Genomic DNA, 16,038 nt, shown 5'->3' on the forward strand with positions numbered 1-16,038 from the left:
TTAGTCCACTGCTGTCCGGTCTACAGGGGGTTGGTTAAGCGAACGTTCCGTCAACCTTGACGGAACCTTGCCTCAGCCGGTCAAATGCCCCCAACCAGCGAAAAGCAAACGTCATGGTTAATGGGTTGTAAATGTGGCGCGAGGGTGAAGGCAAGCCGCGTCGGCCGGCAAAAGAGCCGGCACTTGCTGGAATTTGGGCTGAAATGACCGGGGAGCGCCCGCCTAGACCGAACCGAGCGCTTGAGAGGCCACGTCCAGGGTCCGCGGCGTGGTGAGCAGAATCGGCCGCGTGGCGGCCTGGCGGGGGATGCTGCGTTCAAACAGCATGCGCCGCTCGAACGCGCTGGAGCGCATGATCGGAAAGCGCGCCAGCACCTTGTCCCGCTGCCGCCGGACGTCGGTCGCCATCAGGACCGCCTTCTTGGTGGGCCAGCCCGGAAAGCCCCGCGGCTCCGGCGAAATGGTCTCGTGCAGGAAGATGCGGCGGTAGAACGCCTGATGATCGGTCCGGATCATGGCAAGGCCGGTGTCGGCGTTGAAATGATCGCACGCGACAAAGGCGAGGCGGACGGTCAAATAGGGCAGCTCGGGAAAGCGGTGGTGCTTGTCGGGATCTGCAACGAGCCGGCACGGATCGACAAAAACCTCGCCGCGATCGAGGCGGGGATGCAGGATGTCGCCGAACACCTCGGTGGTATAGGACATCCGCCATTCCGACGTCAGCAGATGGATGCGGACGGAGCTGCAAAGCTCTCCGTCAACATAGACCCCGAAATTCCAGGTGTTGGGCGTTTCGTCGAAACGATCGCTGACGCGCAGCGAAGGTGATGGCTCGATCAGACCGGCCTGCAGATAGGCGCGGTAGCGCATCAGATACAGGTTGTCCTTGTCCTCGGGCGTTTCGATGAGCCGATAATCGATGCGGTCAAACAACGCGGCGCCTCGTGGAAGGAGCGCCGTGTTTGGTTCGGCTCCGGACTTCATCTGCAACCTCTGACTCCAAGCAACTTCCACGAGTAGCCAGACCTTAATGGTTCCTTAACGGAATTGCAAAGCTATAGAATTGTTAGGGTTAACCTTTGCGAGCCCGCAAGACTACGGTGCCGATGGGAGCCGATTGCGAGAGAGGGAAAGGGATCAGGCCTATCGCGACGACACGAGGGCGAGCTGGTCGTCGGGCACGCGACGACCATGCGAGGCGTTGAGCAATTGCCGGATTCGCACTGCCGGCACGGGCCGGCTGAACAGGTAGCCCTTCCCTTCGGTCACGGTGCCGTCGGCGCTGATCAGCTCGAGCTGCTCGTTGGTCTCGATGCCTTCGACCACTACGGCCATGCCGAGATCGGCGGACAGCCGCGCGACACCGCGCAGCAGCGTCAGCGGCCGGTCGGTATCGATGCCTTCGAGGAAAGAGCGGTCGATCTTCACCTTCTGCATCGGGAAATTGTGCAGGTAGCTGAGGCTGGAATAGCCGGTGCCGAAATCGTCGAGCGAGATGCGCACGCCGAGCGCATGCAATTGCGACAGGATGTCGTGTGTGAGCTGCGTGTTGCGCAGCAGCGAGGACTCGGTGATCTCGATCTCAAGACGATGCGCCGGCAGGCCCGACACTTCGAGCGCGTAGCGGATTTCGCTCAGGACGTCGCGCTGGTGGAATTGTTGCGGCGAGAAATTGACGGCGACGCTGACGCCTTCCGGCCACTTCATGCATTCCATGCAGGCGCGGCGCAGGATCCAGCGGCCGAGATCGACGATCAGGCCCATGTCCTCGGCGACCGGGATGATGTCGACCGGCGAGACCGTGCCGCGCACCGGATGATTCCAGCGCAGCAGCGCTTCGCAGGTGGTGATCTTGCCGGACCTCAGATTGACCAGCGGCTGGAAGAACAGCTCGAATTCCTCGTTGGCGAGCGCCTTGCGCAGGTCGAGCTCGAGGATACGGCGCGCCTCGACGGTCGCGGCCATCTCGTCGCGGAAGAAACAATAGGTGCCGCGGCCGTCGGCTTTGGCGCGGTACAGCGCCATGTCGGCGTTCTTGAGCAGCGTGTCGGCGCTGGTGCCCTCCGGCGAGGTCAGCGCGATGCCGACGCTGGCGCCGATCTCGACCAGATGATTGTCGATGCGGTACCGCTCGCTCAACCGCTCGACGATGCGGCGGGCGAGTGCCGCGGCATCCTCGGGCGCCGTGAGGTTCTGCTGGAACACGACGAACTCGTCGCCGCCGAACCGGGCGACGAAATCCTCGGGGCGCAGCATCTCGCGCAGGCGGTTGGCGACGGCGCACAGGAGCTGATCGCCGCAGGGATGGCCCAGCGTGTCATTGACCTGCTTGAACTGGTCGAGGTCGATGAACAGCAGCGCGGAGAGCTGCGCCGCATCGTGGGAGACAGCCAGCAGGTGCTCGATCTGGTCGCGGAAGTTGACCCTGTTCGGCAACGCCGTCAGGTCGTCGTATCGCGCAAGATGGGTGATCTTGGCCTCGGCGTTGCGCCGCTCGGTGATGTCCTCGAGCAGCAGCACCGCCCCTCCGTCCGCCATCGGCTGAACGGTCCAGCACAGCGACCGATTTCGCTCCAGGTTCGCCTCGGCGGTGATGATCTCCTTCTCCCGCGAACTTTCGATGCCGGCGACGATATGCTCGCCGTCCGCGCTCGAGATGGATCTTGCCTGCACGCATGCCGCGATGATGTCGCGCGCGCTGGCGCCGCTCCGAGGCAGATGGTCGGGCAGGTTCATCATCGCCGCGAAGCGGTGATTCATCACCGCGAGCTGGCCATCGCGATGGAACATGCAAAGACCGTGCGGCATGTTGTTGAGGGCGGTATCGAACTGGCCCGCAAGTGCGGCTTCGCGTTCGCGCGCCACCACGGCGCCCATGAAGATCCGGTGCAAGTTGACCGAGAGCTGCATGATCGCCAGCAGGAAGGCCGCGCTCACAACGGCCATCGCGATGTAGTAGGGCGTGCCGCGCCACGCCAATGCCAACACCGCCGGGGCGAAAATGAGCAGCGCCTGCAGATGGAAGATCGACGGTCGTCCGTACGCCCTTCCCGCTCCCCCTGCGGCGATGCCTGTCGTGACCGACAAGGCAATCATGTGCGCGACCGCGTCGTCGGTGGCGAGCAGAGTCGTGCCGCACCAGATGCCGATCGCTGCAGCTTGGATCTTCGCGCCGATCTGATACCGCGCCTGCCAGCGTTTGGCCGCCTCGGCGGTCACGCTCGACTTGCGTCCCTGATAGCGACGCAAATCGATCGCCCGCACCGTTCCGGCCAAGACGAGCAGCGCCACGCACGCCCAAATCAGGGGCTCACCTGTCTTCAGCGCAGTCAGCGCAGCACCGATCGACACGAAGATGAGACCGGCCAGCAGCGGTCCGGGCGCTTCAAAGAGCGAATCGATCTGCGCCGCCGGATTGACCGGCGGCGGCTGCCCCTGCTCTCCGCTCTGGCTTGCGAACTGCATTTTGGTTTGTACGCGCGTCCTGTTCAGCGCGTAGTCTTACCCAGCCGAGATGAAGCTTTTCTGAGGGAACATCGTTAAAGTCGGGTTGTTTTTCGGCAATAGCGAAATGATTTCCGCTGCAATATCAAGCAGGTAGGCAAGCCTTGCCGGGCGCAAGGTGAAGGAAGTGTTGCCGTTCACGGCAAACTCGGAAAAAATCGGCGCGCTTTTTCGAAAACATCGCGCGTCTGAACGCGCGATGTTTCAACTGCGCCGTTGTCAGCCCGAGGTCGAGGACAACAGCGGCGACCATGCCGGGTCCGAGGCAAAACCCGGCGTCGGCACCTTCAATTCGTTGCGGCCGGAGATGTCGACCGAGTACAGCGACGGCCCGCCATTGCCGCCAGGATCGCGGAAGAACATCAGCACGCGGCCGTTCGGCGAGAAGGTCGGGCCTTCGTTGTGAAAGCCGGAGGTGAGCAGCCGCTCGCCCGAGCCGTCGGGCTTCATGACGCCGATCGCGAACTGCCCGCCGCCCTGCCGGGTGAAGGCGATGTAGTCGCCCTTCGGCGACCACACCGGCGTCGAATAGCTGGCGTTGGTGTCGTCCTTGGAGAAGGAGATGCGCTGCGCCTGTCCGCCGCCCGCACTCATCACGTAGATCTGCGACCTGCCGCCACGATCGGACTCGAAGCAGATGCGGCTGCCGTCGGGCGAATAGGACGGCGAGGTGTCGATCGCCGGCGTGTCGGTGAGACGCGTGGTCGAGCGCGAGCGCAGATCCATCACGAACAGGTTGGAATTGCCGCCCTGCTGCAGGCTCATGATGACGCGCTGGCCGTCCGGCGAGAAGCGCGGCGCAAAGGTCATGCCCGGGAAATTGCCGACGATCTCGCGCTGGCCGGTCTCGATGTTGTAGAGATAGACCTTCGGATCGCCCTGGCCGAACTCCATGTAGGTGATCTCTTGCGAGTTCGGCGAGAAGCGCGGCGTCAGCACGAGATCGGAGCCACGGGTCAGATAGCGCACATTGGCGCCGTCCTGATCCATGATCGCGAGCCGCTTGACGCGGCGCTCCTTCGGCCCGGTCTCGTCCACGAACACGACGCGGCTGTCGAAATAGCCCTTCTCGCCGGTCAATTTCTCATAGATCTGATCGGAGATGATGTGAGCGATGCGCCGCCAATATTCCGGCGAGGTGAAATATTGCTGGCCGGTGAGCTGCTGGCCGGAGAGGACGTCCCACAGGCGGAATTCGGCCTTGAGCCGCCCGTCCGGCTGCCGCGTCATGCGGCCGGTGACAAGGGCCTGCGCGTTCAGGGTCTTCCAGCTCTCGAATTGCGGCGCGACGTCGATGTTGCTGATGCGCTCGATGAAGGCGGCCTGGTCGATCGGCGCGAACAGACCCGAGCGCTTCAGATTATTGGTGATGACCTGGGTGACGCCGCTGCCGACATCTCCGTCAGAGGGAGAACCCGGCACGAAGTTGCTGATTGCGATCGAGATGGGTTGGAATCCGCCGGGACTGACTTGAAGTCGCCCCTGCGCAGTCGCGGCGCGTCCGGCCAGCAGGGTCACTGTCGATCCCGCGGCCGCGATAAACCCACGTCGCGTCAGAAAAGGCATCTTATCCACCTGAGTCAATTCATGTCTCATCTAATGCGGATCTTTCATATCGAAAGTCAGCGCAATCGTTTTCCACGTGTCGTACTGGGACTTGGGCAGGAATGTGTAGGCCTGACACTCCTGGATCGCACGCTTGGCACTCTCCGCCATTGCATTTGCGACTGTCCGAGACGGTCCTCGCACAGCGACGATGACAGGAACTGAAGCGAGCGTGCCATCGGGACGCATCTGTATGTCTATGTCGGCCTCAAACTGATCCCTGTCCTGAGCATCGTAAGGGAATTTGAAGCAGTGCTTAACTCTCGAAACGAAAGCTCCCTGCCAGGTCGCGACGTTGTTTACGGCTGTCCCTGACGTCGAACCCAGTGATGCCGATGCATTCAGCGCCGAGCCGGTCTGCTCGTGCCGCGTCGCGGCGCGCTTGTCGAGGTCACGCTGGATCTGCGCGGGGTCGAAGGTGCGCTCCTTCGGCTTGGGCTGCTGCTGCGGCTGCACCGCCGCGACCTTCTGCTCCACGGGCTTGGGCGGAGGCTTCTTGGTCTCCATCTTCTTCTGCAGCTCGGCGATCGGATCTTCCTTGGCCGGATCAGGCTTCTTTTCCTGCGGCTTCGGCTCTTCCTTCGGCTTGGCCTCCGCCACGGGCTTCGGCGGCTCCGGCTTCTTCTCCACCGGCTTCTCGACCGGCTTCGGCGGCGGCTCCGGCTGGGAGTTGGTCTTGATCAGCTCTTTCTTCTCGGTGACCTTGCCGACGGCGTCTTCCTCGGGCTTGGGCTCCGCGATCTTCTCGACCTTCGGCTTCGGCTCCTCCTTCTTGCCGGTCTTCTGCCCCGCCATCATCTTGGCGAGCTGATCGGAGGAGATGATGTCGATCGGAAGCGATTCCTGCGTCGCGATGTAGGCCTTGCTGCTGAAGGTGACGAGCCCCCATCCCAGCACGAGGACATGCAGGGCAATCGACGCAACGAGTGTCTTGTCGACGTTCACCTTCACGGCCTCAAGACCCCTGATCCGCTTCCGTGACGAGCGCCAGCTTCTTGAATCCGGCGCCCGAGAGCTGGCCCATCACCTTGGCCACGGTGCCGTAATCCGCCTTCTTGTCGGCGCGCAGATAGATGCGTTCCTCGAGGCCGCCGCGCGCATCGGTGATCGCCTTCAGCTTCGGGATCAGCTCGTTCAGCGCAATCTCGGTGTCGTTGATGAACACCTTGCCCTTGATGTCGACCGACATCTGGATCGGCTTCTGGTCGTTGTTTTCGAGGCTCTTGGCACTGGTCTGGGGCAGGTCGAGCGGGACGCCGACCGTCAACATCGGTGCCGACACCATGAAGATGATGAGCAGCACCAGCATGACGTCGACCATCGGCGTGACGTTGATCTCGGCCACGACCGGCTTGCGCCGGCCGCGGCGCCCGCCGCCGCCGGACGAACTCGCAACGTTCATGGCCATGATCGCGTGCCCAGATTGCCCTTCACACTATACATGCCGTCCGTCAGCCCCGCTCGTCGATCTGACGAGACAGAATGGCTGAAAATTCATCAGCAAAGCCCTCGAGCCGCTGGGCCTGCCGGTTCACCTCGGAGGTGAACTTATTGTAGAAAATAGTGGCAGGAATGGCGGCGATAAGGCCGACGGCGGTCGCAAACAGCGCCTCGGCGATACCGGGGGCGACCACCGCCAGAGAGGTATTTTTCGAGGCCGCGATCGACTGGAAGCTCGACATGATGCCCCAGACCGTGCCGAACAGGCCGACGAAGGGGCCGGCGGAGCCGACGGTCGCCAGCACCAGAAGGCGCCGTTCCAGCCGCTCGACCTCGCGTGCAATCGAGACGTTCATCACCTTGTCGATGCGCATCTGAAGCCCTGCGACCGAGCGGGCATGGCTCTCGAACGAGCGCTTCCACTCGCGCATCGCCGCCACGAAGCAGGCCGCCATGGAATGCGTCGGCTTGGCCGACAGCGTGCGATAGAGCTCCTCGATCGACTCGCCGGACCAGAACGCCTGCTCGAACCGGTCCATCGAGCGGCGGGTGCGCGCGTAGAGAAAGATCTTGTCGATGGCGATCGCCCAGACCCAGACCGAGCAGGCCAGAAGCCCCAGCATCACCGCTTTCACGATCCAGTGAGCCTGCCAGAACAGCGCGATCAGCGACACGTCGGCGGAGGCAGCAACCGGAAGGGCTGACTGAGCCAATTCGGCCGGATTCATAAGCAGTATCCTCTCAAGGCGATCGTTACCTAATGTCCTTCGGCCAGCAAATCGCGGCCGGTGTTCCCCAACAGCCGCGCTGGACCCGCGCGGCGGGCAAGCCCGCTCAAAGCCTTTTCTTTCTGGGGGTGCAGGGCTCGTCCAAAGGATCTTCCAAAGCCGGCCGCCTGCATTCCCCGCCAAGATGTCAAAACTAAGGGCCTTTGGCCCCGGGCCTTGACCTCGGGCTCCGGGCACGCCTGTCCCGCCCTACCAGAGCCCGCCGATGGTTAATGCGGGGTTACCGGCGGCGCATTTGGCTGCAGGAAAGGCAGTCCGTGCAGGGGGATGGAGCCCGGATCCCATGTTCCGGACGCACCGGCCGGAGGAACCTGCTCTCGCGCCAAAAATTGTCCGGAAAATCACTCTCAGCGAGGGTCTTGCCATGTCCATCAACCCCAAGACGACCGCCGCGATCGGCGATCACCCGCTCCACCCCATGCTGATCCCGTTCCCCGTCGCGTTCCTGGCCGGCGCCCCCATCGCCGATCTCGCCTTCATCGGAACCGGCGACGGTTTTTGGGCACGCGCCGCGATGTGGCTGATCGGCGCCGGCATCGTCATGGCGCTGGTTGCCGCCGCAGCCGGCTTCACCGACTTCTTCAGCGAGCCACGCATCCGCCGCCTGAACGATGCCTGGTACCACATGGTCGGCAATCTCGCGGCGGTGGTGCTGGCCCTGGTCAATTTCTATCTCCGCTACGCCCAAGGCGCGGAGGCGGCGATCAACCCCTGGGGCGTCGTGCTGTCCCTGGTCGTGGTCGGCATCCTTCTGTTCACGGGGTGGAAGGGCTGGGAAATGGTCTATCGCCACCACGTCGCGGTGCTGGATGCGCCGGGCCAGACCAGCTCGGAGCCGGTCAACCCGCATCATGGCGGCGAAAGCCACCGCCGCGCTGCCTGAGCGACGGTCAAGCGGACGAAGCGGCCGCAAGGCAATTGGTGAGCCGCGCGGGATTGCCGATTGCGGTACAGCCGCCAGGCACGTCACCGGTCACGACAGTCCCGGCGCCGATCTTGGCGAAGTCGCCGATCTCGATGTCGCCGAGGATGGTCGCGCCGGAGCCGATGAACACGCCGCGACCGATGCGAGGCGAGCGCATCGGCAGGTCGCCCTGGCGTCCGATGCTGACATTCTGAAGGATGGTGACCTCGTCGCCGATGACGACATTGGCACCGATCACGATGCCGGTGGCATGGTCGAGATAAACCGACGAGCCGAGGCTCGCGGCCGGATGGATGCTGACCTGCAGGACGTTCGAAGCCTCGTTCTGCAACAGCAGCGCCGCATCACGATGGTCATGACGCCATAGCCAGTGCGAGACGCGCCAGGACTGCAGCGCGACATAGCCCTTGAAGTACAGCAGCGGCGGCAACAATCCGGCGATGGCGGGATCACGGAGCACGATGGCGCGCAGGTCGCGGCCAGCCGCTTCAACCAGATCCGGTTGGCCGCGAAAGGCATCGCGGGAAAACGTCGTGAAGCGCTCGCGATCGGCGGCGCTGCCGCCCAGCCGACGCCCGATCAGATCGGCCAAGGCAGCGGTAAAATCGTCATGGGCAAGGATGGCATCGGCGACAGCCTTGCCGAAGACGGGATCCGCCGTTGCGGCGCGCCGCGCCTCGCCGCGTATCTCCTGCCAGAGGATGTCGCTCGCCACGATCGCAGTCTCCGTCCGCATTGCCGCCTGCGGTGTTTTGACGCTTGCTTCTCGCTGTCGAATATAGGACGCAGGCCGCCTGCGCGCCAATTGGCGTCGGCAACACGCGCGGCCACCTGTGCGCCATGCTCCCCGTAAGGCTACGGGCTTGCTTGCCAGAGAGCTGCGGCCAGCCTTCGGCCGAAGCCCGCGGTGGCATCCGCGGGTTTTGGTACCCGCCGGACGTCAAGCTGCCGGCCAGTTCCGAATCCACGTCATCCGAGGTCACGCTCAAATATGCCGCTCAACGCCCCCGCTGACGACCAGCACGACGACATCATGTATCCATCCGCCCTGCCGTTCCTGCTGGTCCATCTCGGCTGCCTTGCGGCAATCTGGTCGGGCGTCAGCTGGCAGGCGGTCGCGATCTGCGTCTCACTCTATTGCTTGCGGATGTTCGCGATCGGAGCCGGCTACCATCGCTATTTCTCGCATCGGGCGTTTGCGACCAGCCGGGTGTTTCAGTTCATCCTAGCCTGCCTTGCGCAAAGCAGCGCCCAGAAGAGCGTGTTGTGGTGGGCGGCCAAGCATCGCCACCATCACCTGCATTCCGACACTGAAAACGACGTGCATTCACCGCGTCACCGCGGCTTCCTCTATAGCCATCTCGGCTGGATCTTTTACCGGCAGCACGACGCAACCGACCTCGTGAAGGTCGGCGATCTCGCCGCCTATCCCGAGCTGATGTGGCTGCATCGGCTGGAGCTGCTGCCGGCCTTCGTGCTGGCAGGGCTCTGCTTCCTGGTCGCAGGATGGTCGGGTCTGGTGGTCGGCTTCCTCTGGAGCACGGTGCTGGTCTATCACGCGACCTTCTGCATCAATTCGCTTGCCCATGTGCACGGGCGCAAGCGCTACGTGACCGGCGATGATTCCCGTAACAACTGGCTGCTGGCATTGGTCACGCTGGGTGAGGGCTGGCACAACAATCACCACGCCTATCAGAGCAGCGTGCGACAGGGCTTTCGCTGGTGGGAGGTCGACGTGACCTATTACATCCTGACGCTGCTGTCGTGGATCGGAATCGTCTGGAACATGAAGGCGCCGCCCGAACAGGTACTGCGCAACGAGCAGCCGCTCGGCGCGCGGGTCATCCATCGGGCGGCCCGCGAGCTCGCCGGACGGTTCGATGCGCAAACCCTGGCGCATGCGATCTCGTCGGCACGCCGCCGGGCCGATCTCGCCCAGTTGCAGCTGCCGACGCTGCACGACATCCTCAATCGCGCGCATGAAGGTGTCGACGCGCTGACGCATCTGCATCTGCCGAAGATCCCGACACGCGAGGAGTTTCTCGCGGAGGCCAAGGCGATGTTCGCGCGAACGCGATCGCTCAACGAGATCGTCGACCACGCCTACGAATACTTCCTGGCCTCGGTGCACGCGCAACTCGCCGCAGTGCGCTGAAACTTCACGCCATGCGACACCGGCCGGCAGCGGTCATGCTGCCCGGGCGCGTCCATCGCGGGCGCGGCCGGGGTCAGCCTGCTTGCGGAGGCTGAGCGCATAGAGCCAGCCGCCTGCGGCGATCAGCACCGGCAGGACGAAAAGCGCGAAATCGCGGAGCAGGATCATGGGACGATACTTCCCTTCGCGAACGACACCGCGCGGCTGAGTGCGTAAGATGCGCCCCAATATAGATTGGCGCTGAGAAACAACTGCCAGGACTCACCGAGCTGCCATTCCGGGTAGAGCTGAACTTCCGTGGGCCACCCATTGAGGAACGCAATCGCCACCGGCACCACGGGGCCGAAGCGCTCGAACAACACGGCCGCGCGCTCGAACAATGCGAGGCGCTGGCTGATTTGTTTGCGTTCAATATTGGTCATGATCGTGCCCGTCGGCGCCGCGGAGGCGCAGTCAAGGCTTGGTCGGTGCTCGCGCGGTCCGGGTTCTATCGATCCTGCACATCTGCGTGATGGGCCTCGCAAAGCCCTCGCAGGCGCTTCGCATCGCCAGGACGACCATCGAAGTGTGACATAAACCAAACCGCCCGCCTGCGGGTTGCGCAGACGGGCGGCTCGGGGCCATCAGGACTTTGGGGGCATGCGCCTGAAGGCTTTGAGAGGTGTAATTCTTCGGATCAACCCTGCTGTTGGTCGGTCGGCGGCGGGGTCGGACGCGTCTTGTGCTGCGCCATGAACTGATCGAACTCTTCCTTGTCCTTGGCGTGACGCAGGCGGTCGAGGAAGTTCTTGAACTCGACCTGCTCTTCCTCGAGCCGGCGCAGCGTCTCACTGCGATACTCGTCGAAGGCGCGGTTGCCGGAGGACGGCGGGCCGAAGCCAAAGCCGAAGCCGCGGCGCTCCATGCGGTCGCGCATGCGATCCATCTTGTACTGCATCTTTTCCATCTTGTTCTGCCAGCGATCCTGATTGCTCCAGCACGACATTCTTCTGCTCCCGAGTGTGAAAAAGAGGAGGGCAAGTCCGATCGGCCACCAGATGATGAAGCCGAGAATGGTCACGGCGATCCAGCCGGGATGCCAGGGCGTGTCCAGCATGCGGGGGCGCTCGTAATATTGCTGTTGGTTCGACGGGCCGCGCCAGCGATTGACATCAGCGGTGTAGGCCATTTCCCTTCTCCATCACGGCACCAGCGCCGTTGTGAATGTAAATAACATTTACATAGCTAGACCATCCCGCGATTTTGTCAAGCTGGCAGCAAAACACGCCCGCGTGATTATTTGCGCAATCTTATTTCGGCTTGCCCCAGGGGCTGCCGGGCGGCAGGCCCGAACCGGAGGGAGCCTCCGGCGGCACCGGCGGCGGCTCGGCGCCCCTGGCCGGAGGACGGCGGTCGATCGGGAAGCCGAGGCCGCGCAGATAGATCAGCACCTCGGCCTCCAGTAGCTCGTCCGGCGACATCGGCAGCTTGCGTCGCGCAGCATCGCCGCGGGAAAACAGCGAGGCCACGCCATGCGACATCGACCAGATGTGCAGCGCCATCATCATCGCCGGGGGGCGGGGTGTGCCGGGCGGCGTCAGTGCGGCGAGCCGCTCGGCTGCGGCTCGAATGATGTTGAAGGCGCGTTCGCTGGCCGCCTGAAGTGCGGGATTGGCATCGACCGGCACGCCCGATTCGAACATCGCGTTGTAGAAGGCCGGCTCCGCGCGGGCGAAGGCGAGATAGGCCTTGCCGACGCGCTCGAAGGCGGTGACGGTGTCGGGCCGCCCGTCGTCCCACGCCGCCGACAGGCGCGCCTCGAACTGCTCGAAACCGCGCTGGGCGATCGAGGACAGCAGCTCGTCACGGTCGCGGAAATGCCGGTAGGGCGCCGCCGCACTGACTCCGGCCATGCGCGCGGCATCGGCGAAGGTGAAGCCGGCCGCCCCCTTCTCGGCGATCAGCCCGAGGGCCGCCTGCAACAGGGCTTCCTTCAGATTGCCGTGGTGATAGCCGCGCTCGGCGCGGCGCTGCTCCTTGCGCCAGCTCATGTGAACGACCTTTACATGAGCCGGGCTTCAAGGTCACTAGCGGGAATCGCTCGTGATTAACCCGTATTCTCCGCAGTCATTCCGGGCGGCTCATAGAGCCGAACTATGGTGCGCGCTTGCGCACCTGAGAATGTCGAGTTTCCGGGTTCGGTCCTGCGGACCGCCCCGGAATGACGGCCCACTTGGCCGCCCGGATACCTATTCGCTCAGGGCTACATCTGCGGAATCGGCAGCACGGGCATGACTTCGATCGCCTCGCCCGGGAAGATCGCAAGATGCGGATGGTTCTCGAACAGCTTTGCAGCGTCATCCTGCGAGGCGGCGCGCACCACCGTGAAACCAGTCAGCGCGTTGCTGACCTCGGTGATGCCGCTCCCGTCGATCCTGCGGGTCTTGCCGAGCGGGCCGCCCAACTCGACGATCACGGATTTGTGCTTCTCGACCCAGCCGTGCCAGGCCGCCATGCCCTCCTGCTCCTTCGCTTTCCGCTCGGCCTCGGGCAGCGCACGCCACGCCGCTATTTTCGATCCGCTCGTGCTGCCGAGATAGATGGCGAGAAATTTGTGTTCGGTGCTCATGGGTTCTCTCCTCAGGTTGATTGGGAATCGCGCAGCCGCCGTCTCCTCTACGTCTTCAGGTCGCCAAACCCGGCAACGATCTCCTGCACTTCGGGCGAGTAGTCGGCCATCTCCTGCACCTGGCGGACCTCAATGATCTCGTTGGCTGAAGCGGGACATTTCTTGGCCCATGCGATCGCCTCGGCGCGCGAGGCGACCTCGATCATCCAATAGCCGCCCAGGACTTCCTTGGCTTCCGCGAAGGGCCCGTCGGTGACGATGGGCTGGCCGGTCGCAAACGAGACGCGCGCCCCGGTCGACGGCGGGTGCAGCCCATCGAGCGTGATCAGCACGCCCGCGTCCTTCAGCGCCTCGTTGTAGCGCATCATCGCGGCGACGCGCTCCGGATCGAGTTGCACCTCCGGCGGCGCGTTCTCGTAGCCGAGCGGGATCATCAGCATCATGAATCGCATGGGATTTCCTTGCTGCTCTCAGTCATTCCGATATGTCCTGCGGGCGGAAACGGCTGGCCCGCGCTCCCCTCCAAGACGAACGGCCTTCTGCCGGGCCGACAGCGGAACAGAAATTATTTAGAGGCCGGAGTGCAGCCGGGCTGGCGCATTCTGGGACCGCATCGGGCTCGATCGGCTCGGCGTGGCCTTTCATGCTGGAACGAAAGCGCAGTAAAAGGAACCGGCGCTTCGCGCGCTGCTCCCGGACACAGGACAGATCAGCCAATGCCGCAAGCCCCGCAAAAAGTCGCCCTCGTCACCGGTGCCGCCCGCGGTATCGGGCTTGCGACCGCGAAGAAATTCCTGGCCGAGGGCTGGCGCGTGGCCCTGCTCGACATCGAGCACGAACTGCTCGGCCGCGCGATCGCGGACATCGGCCAGAGCGAGGCGACGCTGGCGCTGACCTGCGATGTCGCCGACGCTGCCGCAGTCGGCACCGCAATGACGACGATCGAGCGGCGGTTCGGCCGCTTGGACGCGCTGGTCAACAATGCCGGCATCGCGGTGTTCGCGCCGCTGATGGAGACGTCGGATGCCGACTGGCGCCGCGTGCTCGAGGTCAACCTCACCGCACCGTTCCTCTGCACCAAGGCGGCGGTGCCCCTGATGCGCGACGGTGGTGGCGGCGCCATCGTCAACATCACCTCGATCTCAGCCGTGCGCGCTTCGACGCTGCGCTCGGCCTACGGCACCAGCAAAGCAGGCCTTGCACACCTTACCAAGCAGCTCGCGGTCGAGCTCGCCTCCCTCAACATCCGCGTCAACGCGGTCGCACCGGGGCCGGTCGACACCGCGATGGCGAAGCAGGTGCACACCAAGGAGATCCGCGCCGACTATCACGACGCCATTCCGCTCAACCGCTACGGCCTGGAAGAGGAACTCGCGGAAGCGATCTATTTCCTGTGCTCGGGCCGCGCGAGCTACATCACCGGCCAAATTTTGGCCGTGGACGGCGGCTTCGATGCGGCGGGCATCGGCCTGCCGACGCTGCGCGGGCAAAGGCGCAACGGATAGGCGCAGGATTTGTAGGGTGGGCAAAGGCGCAACGCGCCGTGCCCACCATCGATCCCAAATTTGCGGTGCGGATGGTGGGCACGCTACGCTTTGCCCACCCTACGAAAGCGGTTTGGTGGAGAGTTCATGCAACGCATCACCTTCCTCAAAGCTCTGATGCTTGCATCCGCGCTGCTCGCCGCCGCGCCTGCGGCGGCCGAGATCCGCATCATCCAATCCCCGGGCGGACAGGTCGGGCCGTTCCTCGATCTGTTCGAAAAGGTCCGCGACAGTGGCGAGCGCGTGGTGATCGACGGCCCCTGCCTGTCCGCCTGCACGCTGGTGCTGAGCATCGTGCCGGGCGAGCGCATCTGCGTCACCAAGCGCGCCGTGCTCGGCTTCCATGCCGCACGCTCGGTTGACCGGCGCGGCCGCTTCTATGCCGAGCCGGAAGCATCGGTCGCGGTGCTTGCCGCCTATCCCGGTCCGGTGCGCGACTGGATCAGCCGACGTGGCGGTCTGACCTCGCGGTTGCTGCTGTTGAAGGGGCGCGATCTCGCCGCGATCTATCCGCGTTGCCGCTGATACAGCCGGCAGCCGCCACCGCTTTCAAAACAGCGTCTGGATCACTGGCGCCAGCTTCGCGCTGGCGCAAATGAGCATTCCCCAAAGAGCAAAGTTGATCTGTAGCGCCGCCGCCATCGGTCGCTCCCCTTGCAAGTGACGTCCATCCCAGTTTGTAGCTTTTATGACTCACCAATAACGATTCTGACGTGCAGAGCACAGCCCAATCTTGCGCCAATTGTTGTGCGATGCAGCTCGCTTCACGAAGCGGCCTCACTGCGTCCGCAAAGTGATGCGAAAGCACGACTCATATTCGGCCATGCCGGCAAGTTTGTTTTGCCTTGAGTTCCATTGAACCGACGATGCGCGTGTCTCACGCAGATTCTGCGCGCCGCTTATGGAGGCAAAAGCCCGGCATGATTCGACACGGCTTGATCGTGCTCACTTTTTGCACAGCGCTGATCGGATGCGCAGAGGCGCCAGCGCAGGAACGCCGCGCCATTGCATGGGATGGCCTCGGCAAGGATCCGAACCGTCCGCATGTGGCCAAGCGGCGCGTCACGACCGGCGCGCCGGCTGCAAGTGATCCCAATCAGGAGCGCGAAAAAGTGCTCGGCACATTGCGCCCCTATTCCGAGGCGTGGTGGGCGGTCCAGGACGAGATACAGGCGGAGAACGACAGGAAGCTGGGCGCCAAGCTCGTGATCTGTCCTCGCTGCGTGGAATCGTCGCCGCCGCCCGAGGACGTCACCGGATCAATCCGGTGAAAGGACAAACGATCGGCGCGTGATAGAACGAAGCGTACGTCCCCTCTCCCGCAGCATTGGAGAGAGGGGATCGCAACGCGACGGATCGCGGTCGTGCCCAAAGCGCGATGCGATTAGGATGAATCGTCATCGCGCTTCAGGTTATTGTTTGAGCATGATCTTTTCGGAAAACCGCTTCACACTTTTCCGGATCATGCT

At 63.7% G+C, this 16,038-nt stretch carries 19 protein-coding genes; 5 read left to right on the forward strand and 14 right to left on the reverse strand.

Features of this window, described 5'->3' with window-relative positions; translation table 11 throughout:
- Positions 1-222 precede the first annotated feature (222 nt).
- The 7 genes from I6F17_RS15605 to tolQ all read right to left on the reverse strand — a co-directional run bounded on the left by I6F17_RS15605 (position 223) and on the right by tolQ (position 7,277).
- Positions 223-984 (reverse strand): hypothetical protein, encoded by a 762-nt coding sequence (locus I6F17_RS15605; RefSeq protein ID WP_035998571.1) that lies wholly within the window; start codon positions 982-984, stop codon positions 223-225.
- A gap of 159 nt (positions 985-1,143) precedes the next feature.
- The gene (locus I6F17_RS15610) at positions 1,144-3,465 is read right to left on the reverse strand and encodes an EAL domain-containing protein (RefSeq protein ID WP_225190434.1); all 2,322 of its coding nucleotides are present in this window, start codon (positions 3,463-3,465) and stop codon (positions 1,144-1,146) included.
- Positions 3,466-3,501: 36 nt separating this feature from the next.
- The gene (locus tag I6F17_RS15615; RefSeq protein ID WP_157783954.1) at positions 3,502-3,645 is read right to left on the reverse strand and encodes a hypothetical protein; all 144 of its coding nucleotides are present in this window, start codon (positions 3,643-3,645) and stop codon (positions 3,502-3,504) included.
- Between the two features lie 78 nt (positions 3,646-3,723).
- Positions 3,724-5,061, reverse strand: a complete 1,338-nt coding sequence (gene tolB / locus I6F17_RS15620; RefSeq protein ID WP_225126824.1) for a Tol-Pal system beta propeller repeat protein TolB — start codon at positions 5,059-5,061, stop codon at positions 3,724-3,726.
- 39 nt (positions 5,062-5,100) lie between these two features.
- A complete protein-coding gene (locus tag I6F17_RS15625; RefSeq protein ID WP_225126622.1) occupies positions 5,101-6,060 on the reverse strand; it encodes a protein TolA in 960 nt (319 codons plus the stop codon).
- Positions 6,061-6,064: 4 nt separating this feature from the next.
- A complete protein-coding gene (gene tolR, locus I6F17_RS15630) occupies positions 6,065-6,517 on the reverse strand; it encodes a protein TolR (protein WP_036021864.1) in 453 nt (150 codons plus the stop codon).
- Between the two features lie 43 nt (positions 6,518-6,560).
- On the reverse strand, positions 6,561-7,277 hold the full coding sequence (gene tolQ / locus I6F17_RS15635; RefSeq protein WP_008546343.1) for a protein TolQ: 717 nt from the start codon (positions 7,275-7,277) through the stop codon (positions 6,561-6,563).
- 424 nt (positions 7,278-7,701) lie between these two features.
- On the opposite strand from tolQ, the gene I6F17_RS15640 reads away from it, so the two are divergent.
- Positions 7,702-8,220: a DUF2231 domain-containing protein gene (locus I6F17_RS15640; RefSeq protein WP_225126620.1), complete on the forward strand. Its 519-nt coding sequence runs from the start codon at positions 7,702-7,704 to the stop codon at positions 8,218-8,220.
- A gap of 7 nt (positions 8,221-8,227) precedes the next feature.
- On the opposite strand, the gene I6F17_RS15645 is transcribed toward I6F17_RS15640, so the two are convergent.
- Positions 8,228-8,998 carry a DapH/DapD/GlmU-related protein gene (locus I6F17_RS15645; RefSeq protein ID WP_225126617.1) on the reverse strand — a complete coding sequence of 257 codons (771 nt, stop codon included), beginning with the start codon at positions 8,996-8,998 and terminating at the stop codon, positions 8,228-8,230.
- A gap of 255 nt (positions 8,999-9,253) precedes the next feature.
- On the opposite strand from I6F17_RS15645, the gene I6F17_RS15650 reads away from it, so the two are divergent.
- A complete protein-coding gene (locus tag I6F17_RS15650; RefSeq protein WP_225126615.1) occupies positions 9,254-10,417 on the forward strand; it encodes a fatty acid desaturase in 1,164 nt (387 codons plus the stop codon).
- A 33-nt stretch (positions 10,418-10,450) separates the two neighbouring features.
- Here the strand turns inward: I6F17_RS15650 and I6F17_RS37750 are convergent, their stop codons facing one another.
- From I6F17_RS37750 to I6F17_RS15675, 6 genes are all read right to left on the reverse strand, one after another.
- Positions 10,451-10,585: a hypothetical protein gene (locus I6F17_RS37750; RefSeq protein ID WP_276325995.1), complete on the reverse strand. Its 135-nt coding sequence runs from the start codon at positions 10,583-10,585 to the stop codon at positions 10,451-10,453.
- On the reverse strand, positions 10,582-10,839 hold the full coding sequence (locus tag I6F17_RS15655; RefSeq protein ID WP_225126612.1) for a hypothetical protein: 258 nt from the start codon (positions 10,837-10,839) through the stop codon (positions 10,582-10,584). Before I6F17_RS15655 ends, I6F17_RS37750 begins: the two co-directional genes overlap by 4 nt.
- A gap of 254 nt (positions 10,840-11,093) precedes the next feature.
- Positions 11,094-11,585, reverse strand: coding sequence for a DUF2852 domain-containing protein (locus tag I6F17_RS15660; protein ID WP_036041312.1), 492 nt, complete (start codon positions 11,583-11,585; stop codon positions 11,094-11,096).
- A gap of 121 nt (positions 11,586-11,706) precedes the next feature.
- Positions 11,707-12,447 (reverse strand): TetR/AcrR family transcriptional regulator, encoded by a 741-nt coding sequence (locus I6F17_RS15665; RefSeq protein WP_057028075.1) that lies wholly within the window; start codon positions 12,445-12,447, stop codon positions 11,707-11,709.
- 212 nt (positions 12,448-12,659) lie between these two features.
- A complete protein-coding gene (locus I6F17_RS15670) occupies positions 12,660-13,025 on the reverse strand; it encodes a YciI family protein (RefSeq protein WP_225126610.1) in 366 nt (121 codons plus the stop codon).
- 47 nt (positions 13,026-13,072) lie between these two features.
- Positions 13,073-13,477 carry a YciI family protein gene (locus I6F17_RS15675; protein ID WP_225126608.1) on the reverse strand — a complete coding sequence of 135 codons (405 nt, stop codon included), beginning with the start codon at positions 13,475-13,477 and terminating at the stop codon, positions 13,073-13,075.
- 264 nt (positions 13,478-13,741) lie between these two features.
- Here I6F17_RS15675 and I6F17_RS15680 point away from each other — a divergent pair, with 264 nt between their 5' ends.
- The 3 genes from I6F17_RS15680 (at position 13,742) to I6F17_RS15690 (ending at position 15,840) form a co-directional block, all read left to right on the forward strand.
- Positions 13,742-14,530, forward strand: coding sequence for an SDR family oxidoreductase (locus I6F17_RS15680; RefSeq protein ID WP_225126606.1), 789 nt, complete (start codon positions 13,742-13,744; stop codon positions 14,528-14,530).
- A 126-nt stretch (positions 14,531-14,656) separates the two neighbouring features.
- Entirely contained in the window at positions 14,657-15,094 is a 438-nt protein-coding gene (locus I6F17_RS15685; RefSeq protein WP_035998510.1) for a hypothetical protein, read from the forward strand.
- Positions 15,095-15,489: 395 nt separating this feature from the next.
- Entirely contained in the window at positions 15,490-15,840 is a 351-nt protein-coding gene (locus I6F17_RS15690) for a hypothetical protein (protein ID WP_036041329.1), read from the forward strand.
- Positions 15,841-16,038 lie beyond the last annotated feature (198 nt).

The organism is Bradyrhizobium sp. NBAIM18 (assembly GCF_020193825.1).
Lineage (GTDB): Bacteria > Pseudomonadota > Alphaproteobacteria > Rhizobiales > Xanthobacteraceae > Bradyrhizobium > Bradyrhizobium yuanmingense.